This is a genomic window from Paenibacillus sp. FSL H8-0122 (assembly GCF_038005345.1).
GTDB lineage: Bacteria > Bacillota > Bacilli > Paenibacillales > Paenibacillaceae > Paenibacillus_AQ.
In genome coordinates this window covers 6,886,471-6,907,340 of record NZ_JBBOTB010000001.1, presented here as the reverse complement: position 1 = coordinate 6,907,340, position 20,870 = coordinate 6,886,471, and the positions used below count along the sequence as shown (strand labels likewise).

The following is a 20,870-nucleotide window of genomic DNA, read 5'->3' as shown; positions in this document are numbered from 1 at the left end:
ATTTACCGGAAAATCACCCGTATTTTACGCAAATCATGATATATGGTAGACACCGGAGGATATTAAGCTTATATTCAAGCTATAATATGTACGTACAACTACATTAATTTTTCCACTCTATATAAGAACAACTATGAAAGAAGTGACCCGTGTGAGAACCAAGTACCAGATCATCTTCGATGAACTCAAAAGCAATATCCTGTCCGGCACCTACAGTGTGGGCGAACAAATCCCTACGGAATCTGCACTGCAGGAGATGTACGGCGTCAGCCGCCAGACCGTGCGGAAGGCCATTCTGGAGCTGTCCAACGAAGGGTTTCTGCGGAGCGAGAAGGGCTCGGGCACCTATGTCAGCCACCAGTTCCGGTCCAAATCCGGGAATGGCGCGGGCAAGCGGACCATCGGCGTAATAACCACTTACCTCTCCGATTATATTTTCCCGTCCATTATCCGGGGGATTGAAGGCAGGCTCAATGAGGACAACTATTCACTGCTGCTCGCCAGCACCAATAATGATGTGGCCCAGGAGAAAAAGGCGCTGGAGATGATGCTGTCCTTCGGGGTAGACGGGCTGATCATCGAGCCTACGAAGAGTAACCTGTACAACCCGAACATTGCCTACTACCTGTCGTTTAAGGAGCAGGACGTTCCGTTCATTATGATTAACGCTTACTATGAAGAGCTGGAGGTGCCGTTCTTCTGTCTGGATGATGTACAGTCCAGCTATCTGGCGACCCGTGAGCTGATCTCGAAGGGCCATACCCAGATCGGAATTATTGCTAAAATGGACGATCTCCAGGGCAAATACCGCATGAAGGGCTATATCAAGGCGCTCGGCGAAGCCAAGCTGCGCTTCCACCCGGAGCAGGTGCTCTCCTTCGATACGGAATCCAAGCGTGACCTGTCGGCGAACCTCAAGCAGTTCCTGAAGGATAACCGGGAGGTACTGACGGCCCTTGTGTGCTATAACGACGAGGTGGGACTCGAAGTGGTTAACGTCTGCAAGCAGCTGGAACTTTCTATTCCAGAGGAGCTGTCGATCATCGGCCAGGACAATTCCTATATCGCCAAGAACGCTGGCATCAAGCTGACGACCTTAACCCACCCGCAGGAGCAGATGGGCCGGGATGCGGCCGAATGGGTCATTAAGAAGCTCCAGGGTAAAAAAGATCTGAAGAACAGCACCTACTATCTGCCTGAGCTGGTAGAGGGGGAGACGGTGCGGGTGCTGGAGCCAGCTCCTGCGGAATAGGGTAGTCCGCCCGGAAATAGAAGACAGAGACAAACAGCCCTGACCGCTTCATGACCGTTACAGGCCGTGAAGCGGCAGGGCTGTTCTTATTCAATCCCGCTGAACCGGCTCAATGTTTAGTCCAGCAGAGTTGAGATGCTTATGCTTTCAATCTTAGCGCCCTTCACATGGAAGAGCATATAATCCACGTAGTTGCTTGGGGCGAACCGGTAGTCATCCTCTTCCTCAGGTGCCCCGTCTCCGGTCAGCTTGCCTTCGGGATAGGCTTTTTTGAGCGTGTCCAGGCTGTCTCCGACCTTGATATTGCGGACCGTAGTGTACTTCGGATCAGTAATCTTAATACTGAAGATGTAGAACTGCTTGCCGTCACCCGAATCAATCGTCTTAATCTCAAGGCCCGGGAAGGTATACGTGTTCTCTGTTCTGCCGATCAGGGTATCCATATTCTTACCGTCATCCAAGGAATACGTGTGCGATTTCTTCGCCGTTGCCTTGCCCAGCATACTCTCCAGCTTAGCATCATCCACAATGTCGGAGAGGGCGATGGTGTGATCCTTATGGACAAAAGCCAGCTCCTTCAGAATCACATTCCCTTCCTTCTCAATAGTTCCTTCCTTGATCGCCTCGGAGCTGCCTGCTGAAGCCGCAGGGGTTGGCTCAGCCGGAGCAGCTTCAGTCGCCGCAGGCTCAGCAGCCGGGGTAGCCGAAGCCTCCGGTGCCCCCGTGGCCACCGCTTCAGCTGTAGGTTCTGCCGAAGGGGTGGCCGCCGGAGCGGCCGAATCGGACTGGCATCCGGCCAGAAGTGTCATTAATAATACTGCGGGCAGCAGCGCTGCCGGTTTTTTAAATGTTCCCATAAGTAATCCCTCCATGAATGTACGCGATGGACGCGTTGTTTGTTTGGTATGAGGTTAGTATACGAAAAGCATTTATTAGTGTAATAACAGAGTTGTATCATTCTTGTAACGCATATCACAGGAGCGGCAGCCGGATGTAGACCGTGGTTCCCGCGCCGAGCTGGCTCTCTATATCCAGCTGCCCGCCGAACTTCTCGGCGATCTCCTTACAGATGGATAACCCCAGCCCCGTTCCGCCTGCCGCGCTGGCATTCCTTGCCCGGTAGAACCGTTCCTGTACACGGGTAAGTTCATCCGCACTGATTCCAATCCCCTGATCGCTGATCTGCACGACAGCTTCCTGCTCACGGACCGAAGTTTCAATACTTACCCGGGTACGGAGACCGGAGTATTTAATCGCGTTGTCCAGCACATTGGCGATGGCATGGGACATCAACAACTGATTCACTAAGACGAAGGCTGGCGGTCCTTGCTGGATCGTAAGCTCTATCCCCTTACTGTCAGCCTTGGTCCTCAATCCAGCGGCTACCCCCGCAGCCAGCTGCGCCAGGTCCGTCTTCTCGGCATCGATTCCATCCTGCCCTGCCTTATCGAAGCGCGACAGCATAAGCAGCTCATTGACCAGCCGGGTCAGGCGGTCCGATTCATTCACCAGATGGAAGTAGATCCGCTGCAGCTCCTCATCCTCGTCCTCACCTTCGTACAAATATTGAGAGAATCCCTTGATAGCAGCAAGCGGCGTCTTCAGCTCATGGGATACGTTCGAGACAAACTGCTTCTGATACTGGATATAGTCACTGAGCTGAATGCCCATCCGGTTCAGTCCCGCAGCCAGCATGCCCAGCTCATCCTTCCTGTTCAGGTGAACCTCCCGGAACTGCTGCCTGGAGAAGCTCTCTGTGGCGCCAAGCAGGTATTTGATCGGCTTCGTCGTATTGCGGGCGATGAACAGACTGGAGAGCGCAATCAGAATAATGAATCCTCCCGCACCGGCGAACAGGATATACCTGATCTGGTCCATCATCGTATAGAAATAAGAGACATCCTCCACGAACTCGTACACATAGCTGTTCTGATAATATTTGTCTTGGATCGGAACCGCGAAGTACAGCAGGTGATCCTCAGAGACCGTGTATGCATAATTGCCCTTAAGGGCGTTCTGGATATTCCCGGGAAAAATGACGGGGGTCTTGTTATTGATCACAATCCCGTCAACAGCGAGTCCCAGCAGCTTCTGGCTGCTGTCGTAGATCCGCACCTCCTTGACGGAAGCTTTTAACGTCTCCAGCGCGCTTCTCGCCACCTCCTCCATCTGCCCTGCATCTACCTCTTGTTCGTGCCTGGAGAGCACCTCCCTGAAGGACATCTCGCCCAGATCCGCCTTCTCCATCATTTGCTTCTCTATGGTTACGAAGCTGAAATAGTCAATCGCCTTATTCACCGAAATAATGATAACGGCAAAGGACAGTACCGAGAACAGCAAATACATTAGCACCAGCCGGGTAGCGTATTTCAGGCGGAGCCACCTCCCAGCTGATAACCGAAGCCGTAGACGGTCCGGATATATTTCGGATTCTCGGCATCGTCCTCCAGCTTCTTTCTTAAGCGCATAATCGTCATATCCACGCTGCGGCTGTCGCCCATGAAGTCATAGCCCCAGACGATCTCCAGCAGCTCATCCCGGGTATAGATTTTGTCCGGGCGCTTCAGCAGCGTCTCCAGAATTCTGAATTCCTTGGCCGTCAGGGCAACCGGAACGCCGCCTTTCTGCACCACCCGGGTCTCCAGATCAAAGGTCAGCTCCTCATGAGTGATCCGGGTATCTTCGGCATCTGTCGGCAGTCCGCTGTTCTGGGCTCTCCGGAGCACCACCTTGATCCGCGCCAGCAGCTCCCGGTTATCGAACGGCTTGGTCATATAATCCTCGGCCCCCAGCTCCAGCCCCAGCACCTTATCGATAATCTCATTCTTGGCCGACAGCATAATGACGGGAACCGCCTGCCGCTTGGTGATTTCCTTACACAGGTCATAGCCGGAGCAATCGGGCAGCATCAGATCCAGTACCACCAGATCCGGCTGAAAAGCCTCCAGGGCTGTAAGTCCCGCACTTCCGTTCTCCGCTGTCCGCACCTCATAATTCTCTCTGCGGAGCACAAGCTCGATCAGATCTCTAAGAGCCGCTTCATCGTCGATTACGAGAATTTTGTTCATCCGATCCCTCCTCCTATACTTAATATTAACACCGGCAAAGGACGTTAATCTCCCCGCAGCGCAGATCACCTGTTTTCACCGCTTTCCAAAAATAAACCTTCGCAGATGGTTCACCTTACCCGCTTCTCAACATACCTTGAATAAACCAACTAGAAAGGGGACAAATCAATGTATCTGCTCTGGGTAATCATCATAGGGGGACTCATCGGCTGGCTAAGCGGCAATCTGATCGGGCGTGATGTTCCGGGAGGCGTGCTGGGCAATGTAATCGCCGGGTTCATCGGCTCCTGGCTGGGCACCGAGCTGCTTGGTCCAAGGGGCCCTGTAGTAGGTGGCTTCCACATTGTTCCGGCCATTATCGGCTCCATCGTTGCACTATTGATCTTCTTTGCCCTGGCCCGCGGCGGCGCCTTCCGGCGCCGTTAATCCTTCCCGCCGGCTGCTGCAAAGTCAACACAGAGCCCCTCCTGTTCACCCAGGCAGGGGCTCTGCCATGTCATCCTTACAGAATCCTTAGAATCTGCCCTTAGAGTAGAGGCAGAGAAAGGATGATATACTATGCAGGAACATATTCTGGAAATACAGCATCTATGTAAAAGCTTCAAGCGCCAGGCAGCCGTCAACAACGTATCGTTAACAGTCGCGCGCAATTCCGTCTACGGGCTGCTCGGTCCGAACGGTGCAGGCAAATCTACCCTGCTCAAAATGATTACCGGGATGCTGCGTCCCGATTCCGGGACAATCCGTTTTCAGGGGCAGGAATGGACCCGGAAGGACTTAAGCCGGATCGGCGTATTGATTGAAGCACCGCCGCTGTACGATAATCTGACCGCCCGGGAGAATCTCAAGGTACGCACACTGGCCCTCGGACTGCCGCAGTCGCGTATTGAAGAGGTGCTTGCTGTTGTCGATCTGACCGCTACCGGGAAGAAACGCGCCGGACAATTCTCCATGGGGATGAAGCAGCGGCTCGGCATCGCCATTGCGCTCCTCAACCAGCCGGAGCTGCTGATTCTGGACGAGCCGACGAACGGGCTGGACCCGATCGGGATTCAGGAGCTGCGGGAGCTGATCCGCTCCTTCCCGCAGCAGGGAATCACCGTCATCCTGTCCAGCCACCTGCTCTCCGAGGTGGAGCAGACAGCCGACCATATTGGCATCATCGCGGGCGGCGTACTGGGCTATCAGGGTCCAATCTCCCCGGACCAGGACCTGGAGGCGTTGTTCATGCAGGTCGCGGCAGCCCACCGGAGGGACGGTGCCGTTCATGCTTAATATCGTTAGGGCGGAACACCTGAAATGGCGGCGTACCTTCATTCCCAAGCTGGCCTGGATCGCTCCTGTATTCACTCTGCTCTTGTGCGCTGTTCTGATGGGCGGCGGCTTTTTTCAGAGCGGGTCTTACAACTGGTGGTACACGATGCTGTTGCCCGGAGCGCTGAGCCTGGTCTGTTCGCTGGCACTGCAGAAAGATGCGAAGCTGAAGTACCGGGGATTACTGGCCTTGCCCTTTACACCGGGAACGCTCTGGGCCGGCAAAATCCTTGCCTGTATCGGCTGGCTCCTGGCCGCTCTGCTCGTATTCCTGATCGGCGTTACAGCCGGGGGCCTGCTGTTCGGACAGACGATTACACTGCTGAGCAGTCTGGCGGGCAGCATACTGATCTTCCTCACCTTCCTGTGGCAGATCCCGCTGTGCCTGTTCCTGGCTGCCCGTCTCGGATTATTTGCAGCGGTCCTGCTGAACCTGTCCGGTACCGTTCTGGGTGTAGTTGAATTTGACAGGGGCGGCTTGTGGGACTACATTCCTTATACAATTACCTTCAGGCTCATGTGTCCGGTGCTGTCCATCCTGCCGAACGGCCTGCCGGTCCCGGCGCACAGCCCGCTGCGCAGCACAGACATGATTCTTCCGGGTACGCTGGTCTCTCTCGGATGGTTCGCCATCCTGTTCCTGCTCACCACCGTATGGTTCCGTAGACAGGAGGCGAAGTAGCATGAATGCACTTCCGGGCCTGCTCAGGGCCGATCTGCTCAAAATGCGGCGCACCCCGTTTCTCCTGTTCCATCTGGTGACCCCGCTGATCGGGGCTGCCCTGTTCGTGGCCTACTATTCCATCTCCCCTGCCAGTGAAGCGGGCAAGGTGATGGGGTTCATGCAGGCCGTCGCTTGTGCGTTTCCTACCCTCATCGGGCTGGTCTGTGCGATGGCGGCGGAGCAGGAGGCCGCCTCCGGAGGGTTCCAGGGGATGCTTGCCCTGCCTGCGGGCAGGACAACAACCTTTTTGAGCAAGCTGCTGCTCCTGCTGGGATTCAGCCTGGGGGCTGTCCTGCTGATCTTCGGCCTGTTCAGCCTGGGCTTTGCCGGAATGCTGGGACAGGACCGGCACGGCATACTCTTTTATCTGACCGGGGCCGTGATCCTGTTCGCAAGTAATATCCTGCTCTATCTGGTTCACTTCGCTATCAGCCTGCGGTTTGGCCGGGGCGCCTCCATCGGCATAGGCATTACGGGAAGCCTGCTCGCCGCCCTGATGCTGACTGGTCTTGGCGATATCCTGTGGCCGTATATCCCCTTCGCCTGGGGCGGCCGTTTCCTCTCCCTGCTGGAGATTCAGCATTCGGGACTCCGGCTGCCCCGGGCTGAAACGGGACTGGCCACCGGCATATCCATCTGTACAGGAGCAACAATAGCCGCTGGCCTCCTCAGTATGTTATGGTTCAACAAATGGGAGGGCCGCTCTGCGGATAACTAGCCTCCTAATCTGCAAATGAAGGAAACAATGACTATGGCCAAAATACTTGTAGTAGACGACGAACCCGCTATCCTCTCCCTGATTCATAACGCGCTGAGCACAGACCAGCATCTGGTGACCACCATTTCCAATCCGGCGGAGATGCACAGCACCGATCTGGGGGCATATGATTTGATTCTGCTGGATGTGATGATGCCGGGAGTGGATGGCTTCACGCTCTGCCGGGAGATCCGCACGGCGGTGGATTGTCCCATTCTTTTTTTGACGGCAAAGACGCTGGAAAGTGACCTGATGTACGGACTCGGACTGGGGGCGGATGACTATATTACGAAGCCCTTCGGCATCGGCGCGCTGCGCGCGCGGATTCAGGCCCATCTCCGGCGGGAAGGCCGGGAGCGGCGCAATATGCTGTACCTGGACCCCGTGCGCCTGAACCTCTCCGGTAAGGAGCTGTATATACGCGAGAATAAGGTTCCGCTGACCAAAAGCGAATATGAAATCTGCGAATTCCTGGCCCGCCACCGCGGACAGGTCTTCTCCAAGGACCATATCTATGAAGGGGTCTTCGGGATGGACGGGGACAGTGACAGCAGTGCGATTACCGAGCATATCAAGAATATCCGCGCTAAGCTGGCCCGGCACGGGCTGGAGGCCATAGAAACCATCTGGGGGATCGGATACAAGTGGAAGCTGTGAAACAACGTAAAGCCGTGCGACTGCGTACTTTTTTCCTAAAATACCTGCTGCTGCTTAGTCTGGGCACCATTCTGCTGCTAGGAGGACTGCTCGGTGTATTCGCGCTGGCGTTCGCCCGGGGGGCGCTGCTGCCTGCCAACTATGAGGAGAAGGCAATTGCCCAGTTCAAGCAGCAGTTAGCTGCTGATGTAACAGATACGGTTCCCCGGGTCCCAGACCGGCTGAATTACACCGTATTCACCTTGGACGGGAAGCCGCTGGCCGGCAACCTGACGGCTAAGGAGGCGGAGCAAGCCTGGAGAATAATCCGGGAGGGGAACAACAGAAGCGCCTACTACTATACCACCGCCGAGCATGGGCAGGAGCTATGGATCTTCCGCTATGTCCTGACACCGCAGTATGCTTCTCCAGTGCTGCGCAGCGCGCTGCCGAATCCCCAGCTCCTGGGCCCCTTGCTCTTCGTGCTCGGATTCCTGGTGATGGCCGCCCTGCTCGCGGCCCGGTTCGGCCGGAAGCTCTCGGAGCGGATGGCCGGACTGCAGGAAGCGACCGAGAACATCCGGCGCGAGAATCTGGAGTTCGCCGTCCATCCCAGCGGCATTGTGGAGATTGATGAGGTACTGGGCTCGCTGGACCGGATGAAGGATGCCCTGCAGACTTCACTGGAGAAGCAGTGGGAGCTGGAGCGCTCCCGCAGAGAGCAGATCTCCGCGCTGGCCCACGACATCAAGACGCCGCTGACCATTATCCGGGGCAACGCCGAGCTGCTGCAGGAGATTGTAGAGACGGAGCCGCAGCGTGAATACAGCGGCTATATCCGCCGCAGCGCTGAAGACATTGAAGCCTTCGTGCAGGAAGTCATTGATCTGTCCAACCAGCAGGCCGGCTCCTCCCGCCAGAAGGTGCTGGTCCCGGCAGCAGAGATCATAGCTGAGCTGGAGCTGCAGATGAATGCCCTCAAGGCAGGCAGGAACCTGAAGACCTCTATCCGGCAGGAGAAGCTGCCGGAATACCTGTTCATTCACAAGGAGCTGCTGCTGCGGGGCATGATGAACGTGATTACCAATGCCGCCGAGCATACCCCGCCCGGGGGCAGCATTGCCCTGCTTGTCCAGAGCGGGCCGGATGCGGTTCAGTTCACGGTTACCGACACCGGCAGCGGCTTCTCGGCGGCCGACCTCCGGGAGGCCACCAGCCAGTTCTACCGGGGCGACCCGAGCCGCAGCTCCGGGAATCATCACGGAATGGGGCTCTATATTGCACGCTCTGTGGCCGAGCAGCACGGAGGCAGCCTAAGCCTAAGCAATGTCTCCCCTTCCGGGGGCGGGAAGGTGACGATGCGCATTGCCACGCCTGAGTAGCAGCACATCCAGCTCGTGGCTGAATTCCATTGTTCTTAATATTGCTCTTCCTGCGTTCATTGATGGTTCCTCCTAATTAAAAATTCAGGCTTCTCCCCAGTTCCGCTGATACAAGCGGCGGGAGGGTGTGTGTTCCGTATGCTCTGTGTACAGGTTGGTCGCGGTTATAAGCGCAGCCACCTTGTCCATGAAGATCGCCTTCGGCAACTCCTGGCCGAGAATCACCTCGTAGACCTGCTGCAACTCGGCCAGGGTGAATTGTTCAGGCATTAAGAGTAGCGCGATTCCGGTTCTTTCCATCTCCTGACGCAGCCGTTCAATGGCATAGGCAATGATCTTGGCGTGATCAAAAGCAAGTCCGTCATTGGACAAGACGGCATATTGCACCGATCTGGCCGACGGTGTCACCGTCACCGTCTGTTCGATCACTGCTGCCAGCTCCTGCCCGCCCGCTTCCAGCCGAAGCTCATAGGTACGGGTGCGGATGCAGCCCTGCTCCAGCAGCTCTTTGTGCTCCTGCCGGAGCTGGTAGCTTACCTTGAACCAGGCCGCAGCCTCGGCATCATCCCCTGCCTCTAATTGGATACGGCGGCTGTTGACCAGCGCCATATAGCTGCTGCTGATCACCCAGGTACGGGGATCGCGCCCGGGGTCAGAGAAGGTGCGAAGCTGCTCCAGATATACACCTGTAACACCGGTCTCCTCCTCCAGCTCGCGTGCGGCCGCCTGATCCGTGGTCTCGTCCGGCTGGACGAAGCCGCCCGGCAGCGCCCACTTTCCCAAGCAAGGATGCCCGCCTCTGCGGATGAGCAGCAAGCGCAGCTCCTTCGCCACTGGACCAGGCCCTTGGTCTGCTTCTGTGTCCGTGACGGTGAAGATCACCATATCCGCCGCCACGGAAGGCCGTTCATAGTCCCCGGCCCGGTACTGCTCCAGGAATTCACGCTCTGTAAGTCCGTTAGCATCTCTCAATTCCACATTCTCCGCCTCCTCTGTCTCTGGTTCAATGCTCCAGCTCTCCGTAATAATTCCCGTACGGCTTGAATTTTGCCAGTACACTGTCTACCTTGCTTATACGTTCCTTAAGCGTGCCTCTCAGAGTAATATAGGGAATCCGCCTCTCCTTCAGGTCTGCGATAATCTGCTTGTGGAACACCTGCCGCTTCTGGTCCCCACTGCGGTCCCACGTATCGTCATAGGGAATATCATCGTCGCACAGGAAGAACAGGTCGTAGCGCTGCGCGTTCTCCAAGGCCAGCCGGGTTAGCAGCTCGGGTGCCTTCCCATGGTAATCCAGCGCATACATATAGGTGGTAATCGCATTCGTATCGACGAATAAATACCTATTGGCGTCAAGCAGTGCCTGCTCTTCCCGCTCCAGATGCCCCACCGCGATCTCGTCAAAAGCCTCCAGCCCAATCCGGCGGTCCACCTGATGCTCTGTCCAGTAATCCCGCCCGTATTCACTGGCGAAGGCCGTACCGTATCTCCGGGCAAGCGCTTCGGTGATCGTAGACTTGCCGGTAGACATCGCCCCTACAAATACGACCTTGGTAATTAGATCGCGGTACACTAGCCCGCTGACATAACCCCGGTATTGGTAAGGGTCCGAGCGGACCATCGTGGCCGATACCGGAACCTGCATCCTCGCCTCATCCACCCGCCGGTCAATAGCACCCAGCGCCAGACTCATATGCTCTCCATAGAATTCACTCGAATAAAAATGGGTCACCTGCTCGCCCTTCAGCAGCCCGAGAATATACTGCTCCTCCCGGATCTCATGCTCCCTGTCATCCGAGTATCCACCCGGGCCGTCCCAGGCCTCGATGACCCGAACCGCAGGATAGAGCCTGCGAATCCAGTTGGCCCGAATCTGCAGCGGTACCGGAGAGACCTTGGTCTCATAGATCACCACAATCAGCTCGTCAACCTCCCGCAGCGCCGTCTCGAACATGAACTGGTGCCCTTTATGCAGCGGGGCGAACTTCCCGAGTGTTAATCCAAGTGTTTTCATGACAGCGCCTCCCTAGCTCCTTTGTTCCAGTTGTAGTAGCCGTAGACCGCATTGATCAGATAGGCGCTCCACATCACGATCATCAGCAGACCCTCCCCGCTGCCTTCCAGCGTCCGGATCACCCAGAGCAGCACGGTGAACATATTCAGCACAATATAGACCAGCCACTGCTCCTTGAAACGGCGCACCATCAGCATCGTTGCCACTACCGATAACACGGTAGTCAGGGCATCGATGTAAGGTGAATTCTGCGCAGGAATGAACGATAAGCCGAAGCCCAGCAGCAGCGCTCCCGCCACACAGACTGCACCGGTGAGCAGGATGCCCCTCGTTTCCATTTGGCGCATGGACAGCCTGCCGCCGTGCATGTTTCTTTTCCACATATAGAAGCCTACAATATTCATCGGCACAAAAAATAGCAGATTCAGCATAACCTCGCCGAATAATCCGTTGATATAGGCCAAATAAGCATATCCGAACGTATTATACATCCCGAATCCATAGCTCGCCAGCTTCCCCTTCGCCGTCAGCACCACGCATAGTACCCCGGTGATGAAGACCGTGAACCCGAAGAGCGAATCCTTGGACATCACCGTAAAAGTAACAGCGATCAGCGTAAATATCACCAGCCAGGCGAGTTCAAACCCGCTCCAGTTGCCGGGTGCCTTCTTCATGCTCATCCCTCCGCTTCCTCTGTATCCTAAGAAATTGAATACTTATTAACTAATTGATAATTACTTTTTGTTAATATCAAAATAACAGAATTTATAGCGGAATGCAAGCCCGATTTTCCACAACTTCGGCCCTATTTGTCGTCCTCATACTTTTATTCCATTTGTTGTTGCTTAAACCTCTTTATGCAAATATGATAGATTCATATACCCCAAGATCTTACATATTATCCACCCCATTAGCGATCATATAAGGAGGAACGGCAGCAATGTTCAAGACAAGGATCATGAAACGAAGCTTCATCTTATTTGCCATTCTGGTATTGGTATTCTCTTCTCTTCAGCTCAGGCCCGCTCTAGCTCAGGAAGACACGGGCGGCAAGCAGCAAACAATCTACACAGAAGAGGGGTACGAGGTAATCTACACAATTTCCTCCCAGTGGGAAGGCGCCTTTAACGCAGATGTCACGATCAGGAATACGGGTAACCGGACGCTGGAGAACTGGAGTATTGATTTTACATCCCCTTATGAGATTACGAATATCTGGAACGGACAAGTACAGTCCTACGAGAACGGAGTTTATACCATCAAGAATGCAGGCAGCAATCAGGACATTCCGGTGGGTGGCAGTGCGAATTTCGGCTTCACGGCTTCATTTGAAGGAGAGCTTCAGCTGCCTGTAGCATTTGAAATGCAGGGCGCGGAACAGATCGTACCGGCGGGGCAATACGAAACAGGCTTCAAGGTAACAAGTGATTGGGGGAGCGCTTTTAACGGCGAGATTGCCATTAAGAATACATCGCAGTCTACCATAGAGGATTGGACGCTGAGGTTCGATTATGACGGGAACCTGGACCGGTTCTGGACGGCTGAAATTACCGGGCATACCGGCAATCATTACGTTATACATAATGCGGGCTACAATGCCAACATTCAGCCGGGTGAGACTCTTATCCTGGGCTTCTCCGGGAGTCCGGGGAATGTGGTAAGCGGGCCTTCAGGCTATCAGTTGACGCAGATCTCTTCAAGGCAGGAAGCTCCTGAACCGGAGGGGGTATCCGTACAGCTCGATACGTACAGCCTTCAGCTTCAGAACAGCCCGGATGGAGACTACTACTTCCTGACCTCGAAGATGGATAAGCTGACCGGAACGCTGAGCGGGACAGCAAGCGTTACGGCCCTCACTTATCAGATTGAAGACCGAAATAAAGCAGTCCTCCAGCAAGGGACAATCCCTGTAAGTGCGGTGTGGTCTGCCGAAGGAATCGGGCTTGGGACCGGATACAATCTGCTGAAGCTGCGCGCACAAGTTCAAGACGGGACTGAAGTGACCAAAGAGTATATGATCGTGAACTTCGACGAGGGCAATCTGGATAACCTCGGGATCGACCGGGAGAAGGACAGCGATAAGGACGGCATCAGCGATTACTATGAGGAGCATTATGGGCTCTCCGCTACCAGCAAGGATACCGATGGTGACGGATTAAGCGACCGGGATGAGCTGCTCGTGTTGAAGCTGAATCCGCTTGAACCGGACAGTGATAAGAATGGGACCGCTGACGGTGATGAAGACTACGATAAGGATGGATTAACTAATCTGGAGGAGCTGCTGCTGGGCACCAGCCTCATCAGCGAGGACAGTGACGGTGACGGGCTTACGGACGGCGAAGAGGTTCATACGTACAAGACCGATCCCCTGAAGGCCGACACCGATGGCGACGGGCTCTCTGACGCCTGGGAACTCAAGATCGGTAGCGACCCGCTTGTGCCTGAGGCGAAGTTCGCAAGAACGGTGAAGGCAGAGGATGCCGGGGGCAAGGCCGTTCCAAGTGTGTTCGTTGAAGGGATCACTGCGGAGCAGGTAGACAGCTTGTCTGTCCAGCCGGTCCAAGACGGCATTCTTAATGATACAACCATTCCCGGCTACATTGATCAAGGCTATAATTTCTCCATCGAGGGAAGCTTTGAGAAGGCAACGATCTCCTTTGAGTTCGATCAGAGCCTATGGAATCAGGCAGATTTTGCGCCGCGGATCTACTATTACAATGAGGAGTCGCAGCTGTTCGAGGAGCTGCCGGATCAGCAGGTGGACGGAAATGTGGTCTCGGCCGGGACGGCTCATTTCTCCAGATACATTCTCCTGAATAAGACGGTCTACGACCAGGTCTGGCAGTATAAGTTCCTGTATGATGAGGGGCAGGAGCATTATGCCGGGATGGATATCGCCTTCGTCATCGATTCCTCGGGCAGTATGTCAGATAATGACCGGAACAATGTGAGAATCAGCGTCACCCGGCAGTTTGTTGATCTGCTGACGGACAGTGACCGCGGGGCCGTGGTTGATTTTGACGACTATGCTACGGTATTATCCGGCTTCACTTCAGACAAGGCCGTGCTGAGTCAGGCTGCGGGACGGATTGATGCGTATGGCGGAACGACTCTGAGCAGCGGGATTGCCAGTGCGCTTAGTCTGTTCGCCGCCGGCGGCAGAGCGGATGTCCTGAAGTACATTATCATGCTCACGGACGGGGAAGGCTCTTATGACACCGCTCTGACTAAGCGGGCTGCGGATCAGGGCATCGTCATTTATACAGTGGGCCTGGGGAGCAGTATTTCGACCAGTGTGCTGACCAGCATGGCCCAGGGCACCGGCGGCAGCTATTATCATGCGAGCAATGCCAGCCAGTTGTATGGAATTTTCGATACGATTGCGGAGACTTCTGACCTGTACAAGGACACCGACAAGGATGGCATCAGTGATTATCATGAGAAGGAGATGCAGGCCGGAAGACTGCGTGTTGGTACTGGCGGTGCGGCTATCCGATTGAATTATCTGGATGCTGACAGCGATAACGACGGTCTTAAGGACGGGCAAGAGATCCGCATTGTCAAATCCGGCGACAAGGTCTACGCTTATTTGTACTCCAATCCCAACCTGGCCGATACGGACGGCGACGGCTTGAACGATGCGGTGGACAGCAGAAGACTGATTCCAGATGTGGAGCAGGCCTTAATCCTTCAATCGAATCACAGGGAAGGGATTCTGAAGACCGCTGCGCAGGGAACGTCCCCTGTCTCTGACGACCTGACATTCAATGACTACACGTATAGTGAATTAATCAAGCTGGGCCCGGTATTCTCGGTGGCCAGGATTACGCCCGAGTCCATGATCTGGGGCGAGATGGCCGTTCTGTTCGCTGTCGGTAAGATAGGTGCAACAGATGATATGAAGTTCGTTCTTGGCGATCTGATCTCAACCTTCAAATACAGCAAAACCATAACCGAGGGAACATCGGTAGCCCTTGGCGATACCTTCGATACCAGCAAATACATCAAGTATCATAACAGCCAGCTGGGCAACGCCGTTATTACTGACTCCAGCACCCAGAACTATGTAGAGCTCATCAAGAATTATGTTGTGCAGGAGCTGCGCAGTAATAACGGTGATCTGTCCAGGCTGAAATTTGACCCGAACAGCAGCCGGAATCTTGTGAATAATTATGTGAATCAATTTCCGACGAGCCCGTATCCGGTATTTACGGAGAAGAGCAATCTGGCGTTATCGCTCGCCATTCATGCCTTCCATGGTCATAATATTACCATTAAGGACTTCAAGAACATCGGGGGGCAATTCAGCGGGAAGCTGGTATTCCATTTCTACGATCATTTCGGCCTGGATGCCGATGATGAGATCAATAATCCGGGATTTGTGGACTGGTTCACCCTGCAGCACTACGAACGGTTCAATGGCAAATATGTGCCGTTCATTACAACAATTGATTGCGAGCTGGAGTTCAGCGGCTCCGTAAAAACATTCTAAATAAGTAGGCAGGTGAAACAATTGAGCCGCAGGACACGAATCTTCATTGGCATGACCCTCATACTGTTGCTTGCAGCAGCAGGCTTCATCATCCGTTATGATCCCTCCGGGGCGAAATACGAACTATTCCATGAGCATAGCGGGCAGTTTGAGGCCGTGAAGTCGGAGACCCTGCTGCTGATGGACAGCCTGGATGAACGGAGTGATATCGGGAATACCTTCATCTACTCCAATAATGGTAATACCACCTCTCCGTTTCATGACAGTGTGAATACAGAAATGCAAGACAAGATCGGACAGATCGCTGCATGGTCCGGAGACAGCCTGGACTTCGTGCGCTACAGCAGGCAGGACGGGAAGCCGCTCCTCCGGTTCGTATTCGACTGGGAACGGGAGCATGGCCCCACCTATCATATCGTGTATTGCGCAAGTCAGAGCATGGTGGAGCAGGCCTATGCCGCAGAGCCGGTTAAGTATAAGCTGACTCCGCTGGCCGACGGCTGGTACGGAATCGAGATAGAATAGGTACCGTCCTAACAGGTGAAGGATGCTGGTGCTTTTCTCGTCGTCCGCTTGTAAGGAGCAGGATTGTTGCAGGATTTCTCTTATTCAAAGAACTAACAAAAGAAAGGGGTGTCCCACGCCATATCATGGCTGAGACACCCCTTTCTTTTTTGAATAAACCGGTTGCCCGCTCTGCTCACACCACATATTCGGCCATAATCTGCTCAATGTGGTATGGAGTCACTCCCTGATCCACCGAGAATACGGTATCGGCCTGCTGCGGTGACGCGGCCAGTTCGCCGCGGGCTTTGGCGTGAAGCGTGAACAGTTCATACAGATCGGGCTTTCGGAGCGAGGTCATCGCCTTGCCGATGATTACCATCCCCTTCTGGTTCCCCTCCACGTTATTCACATGGAACGGATCTCTGGTCAGGGACAGGTCTGTCCAGATCACGGTCCGCTCCACCAGATCGAGTATCACAGGAATGGCGATTTGGGTATCCGCCGTGACATCAATCTTGTTCGACACTGTGGCTGGCTCATAGATTTCACCAGACCCTGGCTTCTTCCGCATCATCCAGCCCGTGAAGCACTCCGGCAGATTGCAGTACGGCTGTCCAGTGAAAGAATGGAGGGTAGCCACCACATACCTTCCGCCATACTCAACAATAGAAGGAATATGCAGATCAATGAACTCACTGGCCCCGTAGGGCGCCGTTACAATATCCCCGCTATGGGCTGCATGATATTGTGCCGAGCGCAGATTGGTATAAGAGATATGCTCTACGTACTTCCAGTCCTGATCATACATCACGGCGGACAGGTCAATATCTACGCGGCCTGTGGATGTACCGTCCACCTTCCCTTCCTTCCACCAGCAGAAGAAGCGGATCGTGTTCCCTTCGGCCATCGGAATCCGGCTTCCCCGTACCAGAGTATGCAGCGCTTTACTGGCCGATCTCTGGGAGAACGGCACAAGATAATTCTTCAGGCGCTCGTCAACATATACCTTCCCCAGGGAAGGCTGTGCAGAGAAGCGCGCAACCAGCGTCTGCTCGCAGAGATCCACAATATCCCGGCAGGCTTCTTCACTGATCTCTGGCAGGGTGTTAGGGGTGGCCCAGGCTTTGGCGACATTTCCCTTGGGGAAAAACACCCTCAGCTCCGGCAGCTCCGGCAGCTCCGGCAGCTCCCGCTGGCGTTCGAAGTAGTTCTTCACCTGTAGCAGCACCGGGGTCGATACCTGATCGGCCACTTCGCCGAAGGCCATCACGACATACTCAGGCTCCCGGGTCATCCGCAGCAGCTTCGCCAATCTTCGTGCGAATTCACCCGGACGCTTCGCCAGCAGATCCAGCGCCGTCCACATCTGGTGATACTGAAGGGCCAGCTCCACACTTCCGTTAAAGGTCGTGAAGGCTTTTTTGTTGCGCAGGATATCAAAAGCTTCCACACAGCGCTTATACCGCAGCTTGTATTCAGATGGATGCAGGATCTCGCCGAGACGAATCCAGCGCTCCCTGTACCTAAGCATATCCTCCGTGATCGGCTTACACCGCTCCAAGAGCCCCAGCAGCAGCCGGCGTTCACTACGCTTGAACTTGCGGAAACGGGTGGGCAAGGCCAGACTAACATCGCCCCCCGACCAGGCCACCGCCAGCCGCAGCACATCGGTTGCCGTCTTGAAGTAAGGGCTTATTCTCGCCACATCCGCCTTACCATGCTTAAGCAGCGACGCCGCCACATAACCGGCATTCTCCTTGAACGGGATCTCCTGCGGCAGGAGTTCATCCAGCTCTTCGTTGGCTGTATTCGCAATCACAGCATCGATATCCTTCTGATCCTCTGCCGAGATCGAGCCTCTGGCCTCCATCAGCTGGCGGATTAGGGTCCGGAACTCCGTGATGCTGCCCAGGTCAATGACCTTCAGCGTAACTTTCTCCTGAAGCGGTTCTCTCTGCACAGGCTCAGCACCCGGCACTTCCCAAGTGTAGTAATGGAACATCGCATTGAAATACAGCTCCGCTTCGTCCTCCTGCATGACCTGCTCCGGGAACCCCGGATACATCGGTGCATAATGCACATGCGCGCCAACCATCCGTCTTATATCTGCAATCAGCGGATAGTACAGCTGCTCGAAGGCCTCGCGGGGCAGCCTCTGGACCGCCCGGAACAAGGCAGGCGACAGGGTATACCCGAGCCCCTGCAGATTGCGGAGAGCTGCGGCCAAGTACCCCTTCGGGAGCTGTTTCGTGTCAGCAGCGTCAGGTGTGTGTTTCAGCATCATTTTGCCTGCTCTACGCAGGTAAATTCGGTTTATTTTCATAGTAAAAGTGTCCAGGAGAGCCGTATCCCTACTCGGTTTCAGTCCATGGGTAGAAGGAAGGAATACAATAGCCTGGACGCCTCCTCTCTGGATAAGCATCCTTCAGGAGAGCTGCGGCTCTAATTCATCCAATTGAGTAGAAGGAAGAACCGCAATAGCCTGAAGATCTCCCGGCGCACTTGCCGCCGTTTGATGAATCCATCATCGCATACGCTTCTGCAGGCCAACAGGGCGGAAGTATTACGACAGAGGGAAATTTTAACTTATTTTGCCGCCCCGCACCTTATCGCACCCTGTATTTTGGTTTTTGTTGAGGATATGTTATCATTCTTACGTAAGTTAAATTTTAAATGTCTAGGAGGGATACCTGATGAAAAAGAGATCTATTCAATATTTGTCTGCTGGAATCGGGTATTCGACTGCTGTTTTTTTCTAGAATTCATGTGGACGGGATAGGTCTGTCCAATATGAAGTAATACTATGAAAAAACAACCCATTTAAAAGGAGACTTATAAGCAATGAGCCTAAATAACAATGTCATTCAAAGATATAATCCGGAAAATATAGCAAAACCGGTTGGAAGCTACAGCCATGTCACTAAGATCAGCAGAGACGCTGAAATGTATGTCTTTTCCGGTCAAATCGGAATCGATCAGAACAATAATATCCCTGCCGATTTCAACCAGCAAGTAACCCATACGATGAGCAATATTGTTGACATTCTGTCCTCTCAAGGACTAACTCCCGATCATGTCATCAAAATCAACATCTGGGCCACGGAGGAAATCGATTGGGATCATTTCTATTCCATCTGGAATAAGGTGTTCGGCCCCACGCCGCCCTCCATGACGGTTGCTTATATCCAGGGATTAGGTCTGCCTGAGTTGAAGATTGAATTGGATGTGTGGGCCGCTGGTTAGAGCGTAGAGTAAATTAATACACCCAAAACAAGCCCTAGAAGTATTCTAGAGGCTTGTTTTGGGTGTTTTTTTGCTCGCTGCGGGTAATTTAGGGAAAAAGGTGTATTATTGATGTGCATCAGATAATTTAAGAGGATTTTAGTGTTGTTCATCTTAAAAGGTTAGACATCGCTGTTAAATCATGACATTTAGGGATATACTAGAAGAGAATACGAAACTAAGATATTTACAACTATTTATACTGCCGAGGGGTGATAGATTGAAGCTCAGAGTTAGAGATGTTTTTATTGCCGGTGCCCTTCCGATTCACACCTATATTTCCCGCAAATCGGAATTTGGGCTGACCTATGAATTCCGTCTTCATAACGTAATCGATATGGTCGGATTTTTAACTTCAATCATAGGTCCATCAAAAACAGGAAAAACCGTACTGTGTGACAAGGTAATCGGCTTGGACGGATACGTCGATTTTATAGGAAGCGACTTTAAGGATACCGTAGATTTTTGGGAGACGGTTGCAAATAAAATTGGTATTTCCCTAGAACGGGACCATACAGAAATACGCACGCTTGAAGGTCAGGGTCTCGCCGGAACAACAGAAGGAATCACCACCTCCATCACAGAGTCTTTCCGTTCCGGCAAAGATAAAGTCATTCAATATTTTATAGCAAACAACTTAGTTCTATTACTAGATGACTTCCATTACGCTTCACCCAGCAAACAGTTTGAGATTGCCTATCAGCTCAAAGATGCAATCCGCAAAGGGCTTCGAACCATCATCATATCCTTACCACACCGTTCGGATGATGCTATTCGAAAGAATGCCGATTTAAGCGGGAGACTGAATCTGATTAATATCGAGCCCTGGAATGCAAATGAACTGCGTGAAATTGCTGTTGCAGGTTTCAACAAACTAAATATGCAGATTGATCTTAGAATCGCCGATAGTATTGCACAAGAGAGTTTATCTTCCCCTCAACTCATGCAATCGATCTGTTATAACCTAAGTATGATACTCGATATCGACAATACAGATCATCCGGCAATGCCTGATCAGGAGACCCTCAACCAGGCCTACAGAATGACCTCATTGAATCTTCTTGCTTACCAAGAGGTTGCCAGGAAGTTGAAAACAGGTCCTAACCCCCGGGGACAGAAAAGAAAAACCTATTTGACTGTCAAAGGTGAAGAAACCGATATCTATGAGTTACTTCTAAAAGCGATTGCTGATGATCCGCCCATTGTGAGCCTTTCTATCGACAGCATCAAACGAAGAATCGATGTGTTGCTAAGTGATTATACCGACAAACCGGATCGGGTGAAAATAAAAGCTGCTATTGATCAGATGCAGGCTATTATGCAGAGCAGCGAACCGATGTATCAGGTTTTTGAATATAAGGACGATGAAGTTTACATTTTAGAACCGTTATTCCTGTTCTTTTTGCGCTGGGGTAATCTCAAATAATCAAAGGGGGATTGTT

Annotated in this window: 18 protein-coding genes; 11 read left to right on the top strand and 7 right to left on the bottom strand. The window is 53.4% G+C overall.

From position 1 onward, the window contains the following. The first annotated feature begins 151 nt into the window (after positions 1-151). Positions 152-1,252: a GntR family transcriptional regulator gene (locus NSS64_RS29710; RefSeq protein WP_340994968.1), complete on the top strand. Its 1,101-nt coding sequence runs from the start codon at positions 152-154 to the stop codon at positions 1,250-1,252. Between the two features lie 116 nt (positions 1,253-1,368). Here NSS64_RS29710 and NSS64_RS29705 read toward each other — a convergent pair whose 3' ends face one another. From NSS64_RS29705 to NSS64_RS29695, 3 genes are all read right to left on the bottom strand, one after another. Further along, positions 1,369-2,109, bottom strand: coding sequence for a hypothetical protein (locus NSS64_RS29705; RefSeq protein WP_341142455.1), 741 nt, complete (start codon positions 2,107-2,109; stop codon positions 1,369-1,371). A gap of 115 nt (positions 2,110-2,224) precedes the next feature. Next, entirely contained in the window at positions 2,225-3,592 is a 1,368-nt protein-coding gene (locus NSS64_RS29700) for a sensor histidine kinase (protein ID WP_341142454.1), read from the bottom strand. Between the two features lie 29 nt (positions 3,593-3,621). Continuing rightward, positions 3,622-4,320, bottom strand: a complete 699-nt coding sequence (locus NSS64_RS29695; RefSeq protein ID WP_341142453.1) for a response regulator transcription factor — start codon at positions 4,318-4,320, stop codon at positions 3,622-3,624. A gap of 168 nt (positions 4,321-4,488) precedes the next feature. Here NSS64_RS29695 and NSS64_RS29690 point away from each other — a divergent pair, with 168 nt between their 5' ends. The 6 genes from NSS64_RS29690 to NSS64_RS29665 all read left to right on the top strand — a co-directional run bounded on the left by NSS64_RS29690 (position 4,489) and on the right by NSS64_RS29665 (position 9,133). Beyond that, on the top strand, positions 4,489-4,746 hold the full coding sequence (locus NSS64_RS29690) for a GlsB/YeaQ/YmgE family stress response membrane protein (RefSeq protein ID WP_173134188.1): 258 nt from the start codon (positions 4,489-4,491) through the stop codon (positions 4,744-4,746). A gap of 132 nt (positions 4,747-4,878) precedes the next feature. Continuing rightward, positions 4,879-5,595, top strand: coding sequence for a lantibiotic protection ABC transporter ATP-binding protein (locus tag NSS64_RS29685; RefSeq protein WP_341142452.1), 717 nt, complete (start codon positions 4,879-4,881; stop codon positions 5,593-5,595). Beyond that, a complete protein-coding gene (locus NSS64_RS29680) occupies positions 5,588-6,316 on the top strand; it encodes a lantibiotic immunity ABC transporter MutE/EpiE family permease subunit (RefSeq protein WP_341142451.1) in 729 nt (242 codons plus the stop codon). The genes NSS64_RS29685 and NSS64_RS29680 overlap by 8 nt, the downstream gene beginning before the upstream one ends. Before the next feature lies 1 nt (position 6,317). Further along, a complete protein-coding gene (locus NSS64_RS29675) occupies positions 6,318-7,076 on the top strand; it encodes a lantibiotic immunity ABC transporter MutG family permease subunit (RefSeq protein WP_341142450.1) in 759 nt (252 codons plus the stop codon). A gap of 33 nt (positions 7,077-7,109) precedes the next feature. After that, positions 7,110-7,772: a response regulator transcription factor gene (locus NSS64_RS29670; protein ID WP_341142449.1), complete on the top strand. Its 663-nt coding sequence runs from the start codon at positions 7,110-7,112 to the stop codon at positions 7,770-7,772. Beyond that, entirely contained in the window at positions 7,769-9,133 is a 1,365-nt protein-coding gene (locus NSS64_RS29665) for a sensor histidine kinase (RefSeq protein WP_341142448.1), read from the top strand. Before NSS64_RS29670 ends, NSS64_RS29665 begins: the two co-directional genes overlap by 4 nt. An 84-nt stretch (positions 9,134-9,217) precedes the next feature. Here the strand turns inward: NSS64_RS29665 and NSS64_RS29660 are convergent, their stop codons facing one another. Genes NSS64_RS29660 through pnuC form a run of 3 tightly spaced genes read right to left on the bottom strand, consistent with a single transcriptional unit; the run spans position 9,218 to position 11,821 of the window. Continuing rightward, positions 9,218-10,111 (bottom strand): NUDIX hydrolase, encoded by an 894-nt coding sequence (locus tag NSS64_RS29660; RefSeq protein ID WP_341142447.1) that lies wholly within the window; start codon positions 10,109-10,111, stop codon positions 9,218-9,220. 25 nt (positions 10,112-10,136) lie between these two features. Then, on the bottom strand, positions 10,137-11,147 hold the full coding sequence (locus NSS64_RS29655; RefSeq protein ID WP_341142446.1) for an AAA family ATPase: 1,011 nt from the start codon (positions 11,145-11,147) through the stop codon (positions 10,137-10,139). Then, entirely contained in the window at positions 11,144-11,821 is a 678-nt protein-coding gene (pnuC, locus tag NSS64_RS29650) for a nicotinamide riboside transporter PnuC (protein WP_341142445.1), read from the bottom strand. Before pnuC ends, NSS64_RS29655 begins: the two co-directional genes overlap by 4 nt. A 266-nt stretch (positions 11,822-12,087) precedes the next feature. Between pnuC and NSS64_RS29645 the strand changes: the two genes are divergently transcribed. Together NSS64_RS29645 and NSS64_RS29640 are read left to right on the top strand one after the other, a co-directional pair. After that, entirely contained in the window at positions 12,088-15,639 is a 3,552-nt protein-coding gene (locus NSS64_RS29645) for a DUF3289 family protein (RefSeq protein WP_341142444.1), read from the top strand. Between the two features lie 21 nt (positions 15,640-15,660). Then, positions 15,661-16,164: a hypothetical protein gene (locus tag NSS64_RS29640; protein WP_341142443.1), complete on the top strand. Its 504-nt coding sequence runs from the start codon at positions 15,661-15,663 to the stop codon at positions 16,162-16,164. Positions 16,165-16,339: 175 nt separating this feature from the next. Here the strand turns inward: NSS64_RS29640 and NSS64_RS29635 are convergent, their stop codons facing one another. After that, positions 16,340-18,469 (bottom strand): TerD family protein, encoded by a 2,130-nt coding sequence (locus NSS64_RS29635; protein WP_341142442.1) that lies wholly within the window; start codon positions 18,467-18,469, stop codon positions 16,340-16,342. A gap of 518 nt (positions 18,470-18,987) precedes the next feature. Between NSS64_RS29635 and NSS64_RS29630 the strand changes: the two genes are divergently transcribed. Together NSS64_RS29630 and NSS64_RS29625 are read left to right on the top strand one after the other, a co-directional pair. Further along, a complete protein-coding gene (locus tag NSS64_RS29630; RefSeq protein ID WP_340946123.1) occupies positions 18,988-19,389 on the top strand; it encodes a RidA family protein in 402 nt (133 codons plus the stop codon). A gap of 259 nt (positions 19,390-19,648) precedes the next feature. Next, positions 19,649-20,854 (top strand): ATP-binding protein, encoded by a 1,206-nt coding sequence (locus NSS64_RS29625; protein WP_341142441.1) that lies wholly within the window; start codon positions 19,649-19,651, stop codon positions 20,852-20,854. The last annotated feature ends 16 nt before the right edge of the window (positions 20,855-20,870 follow it).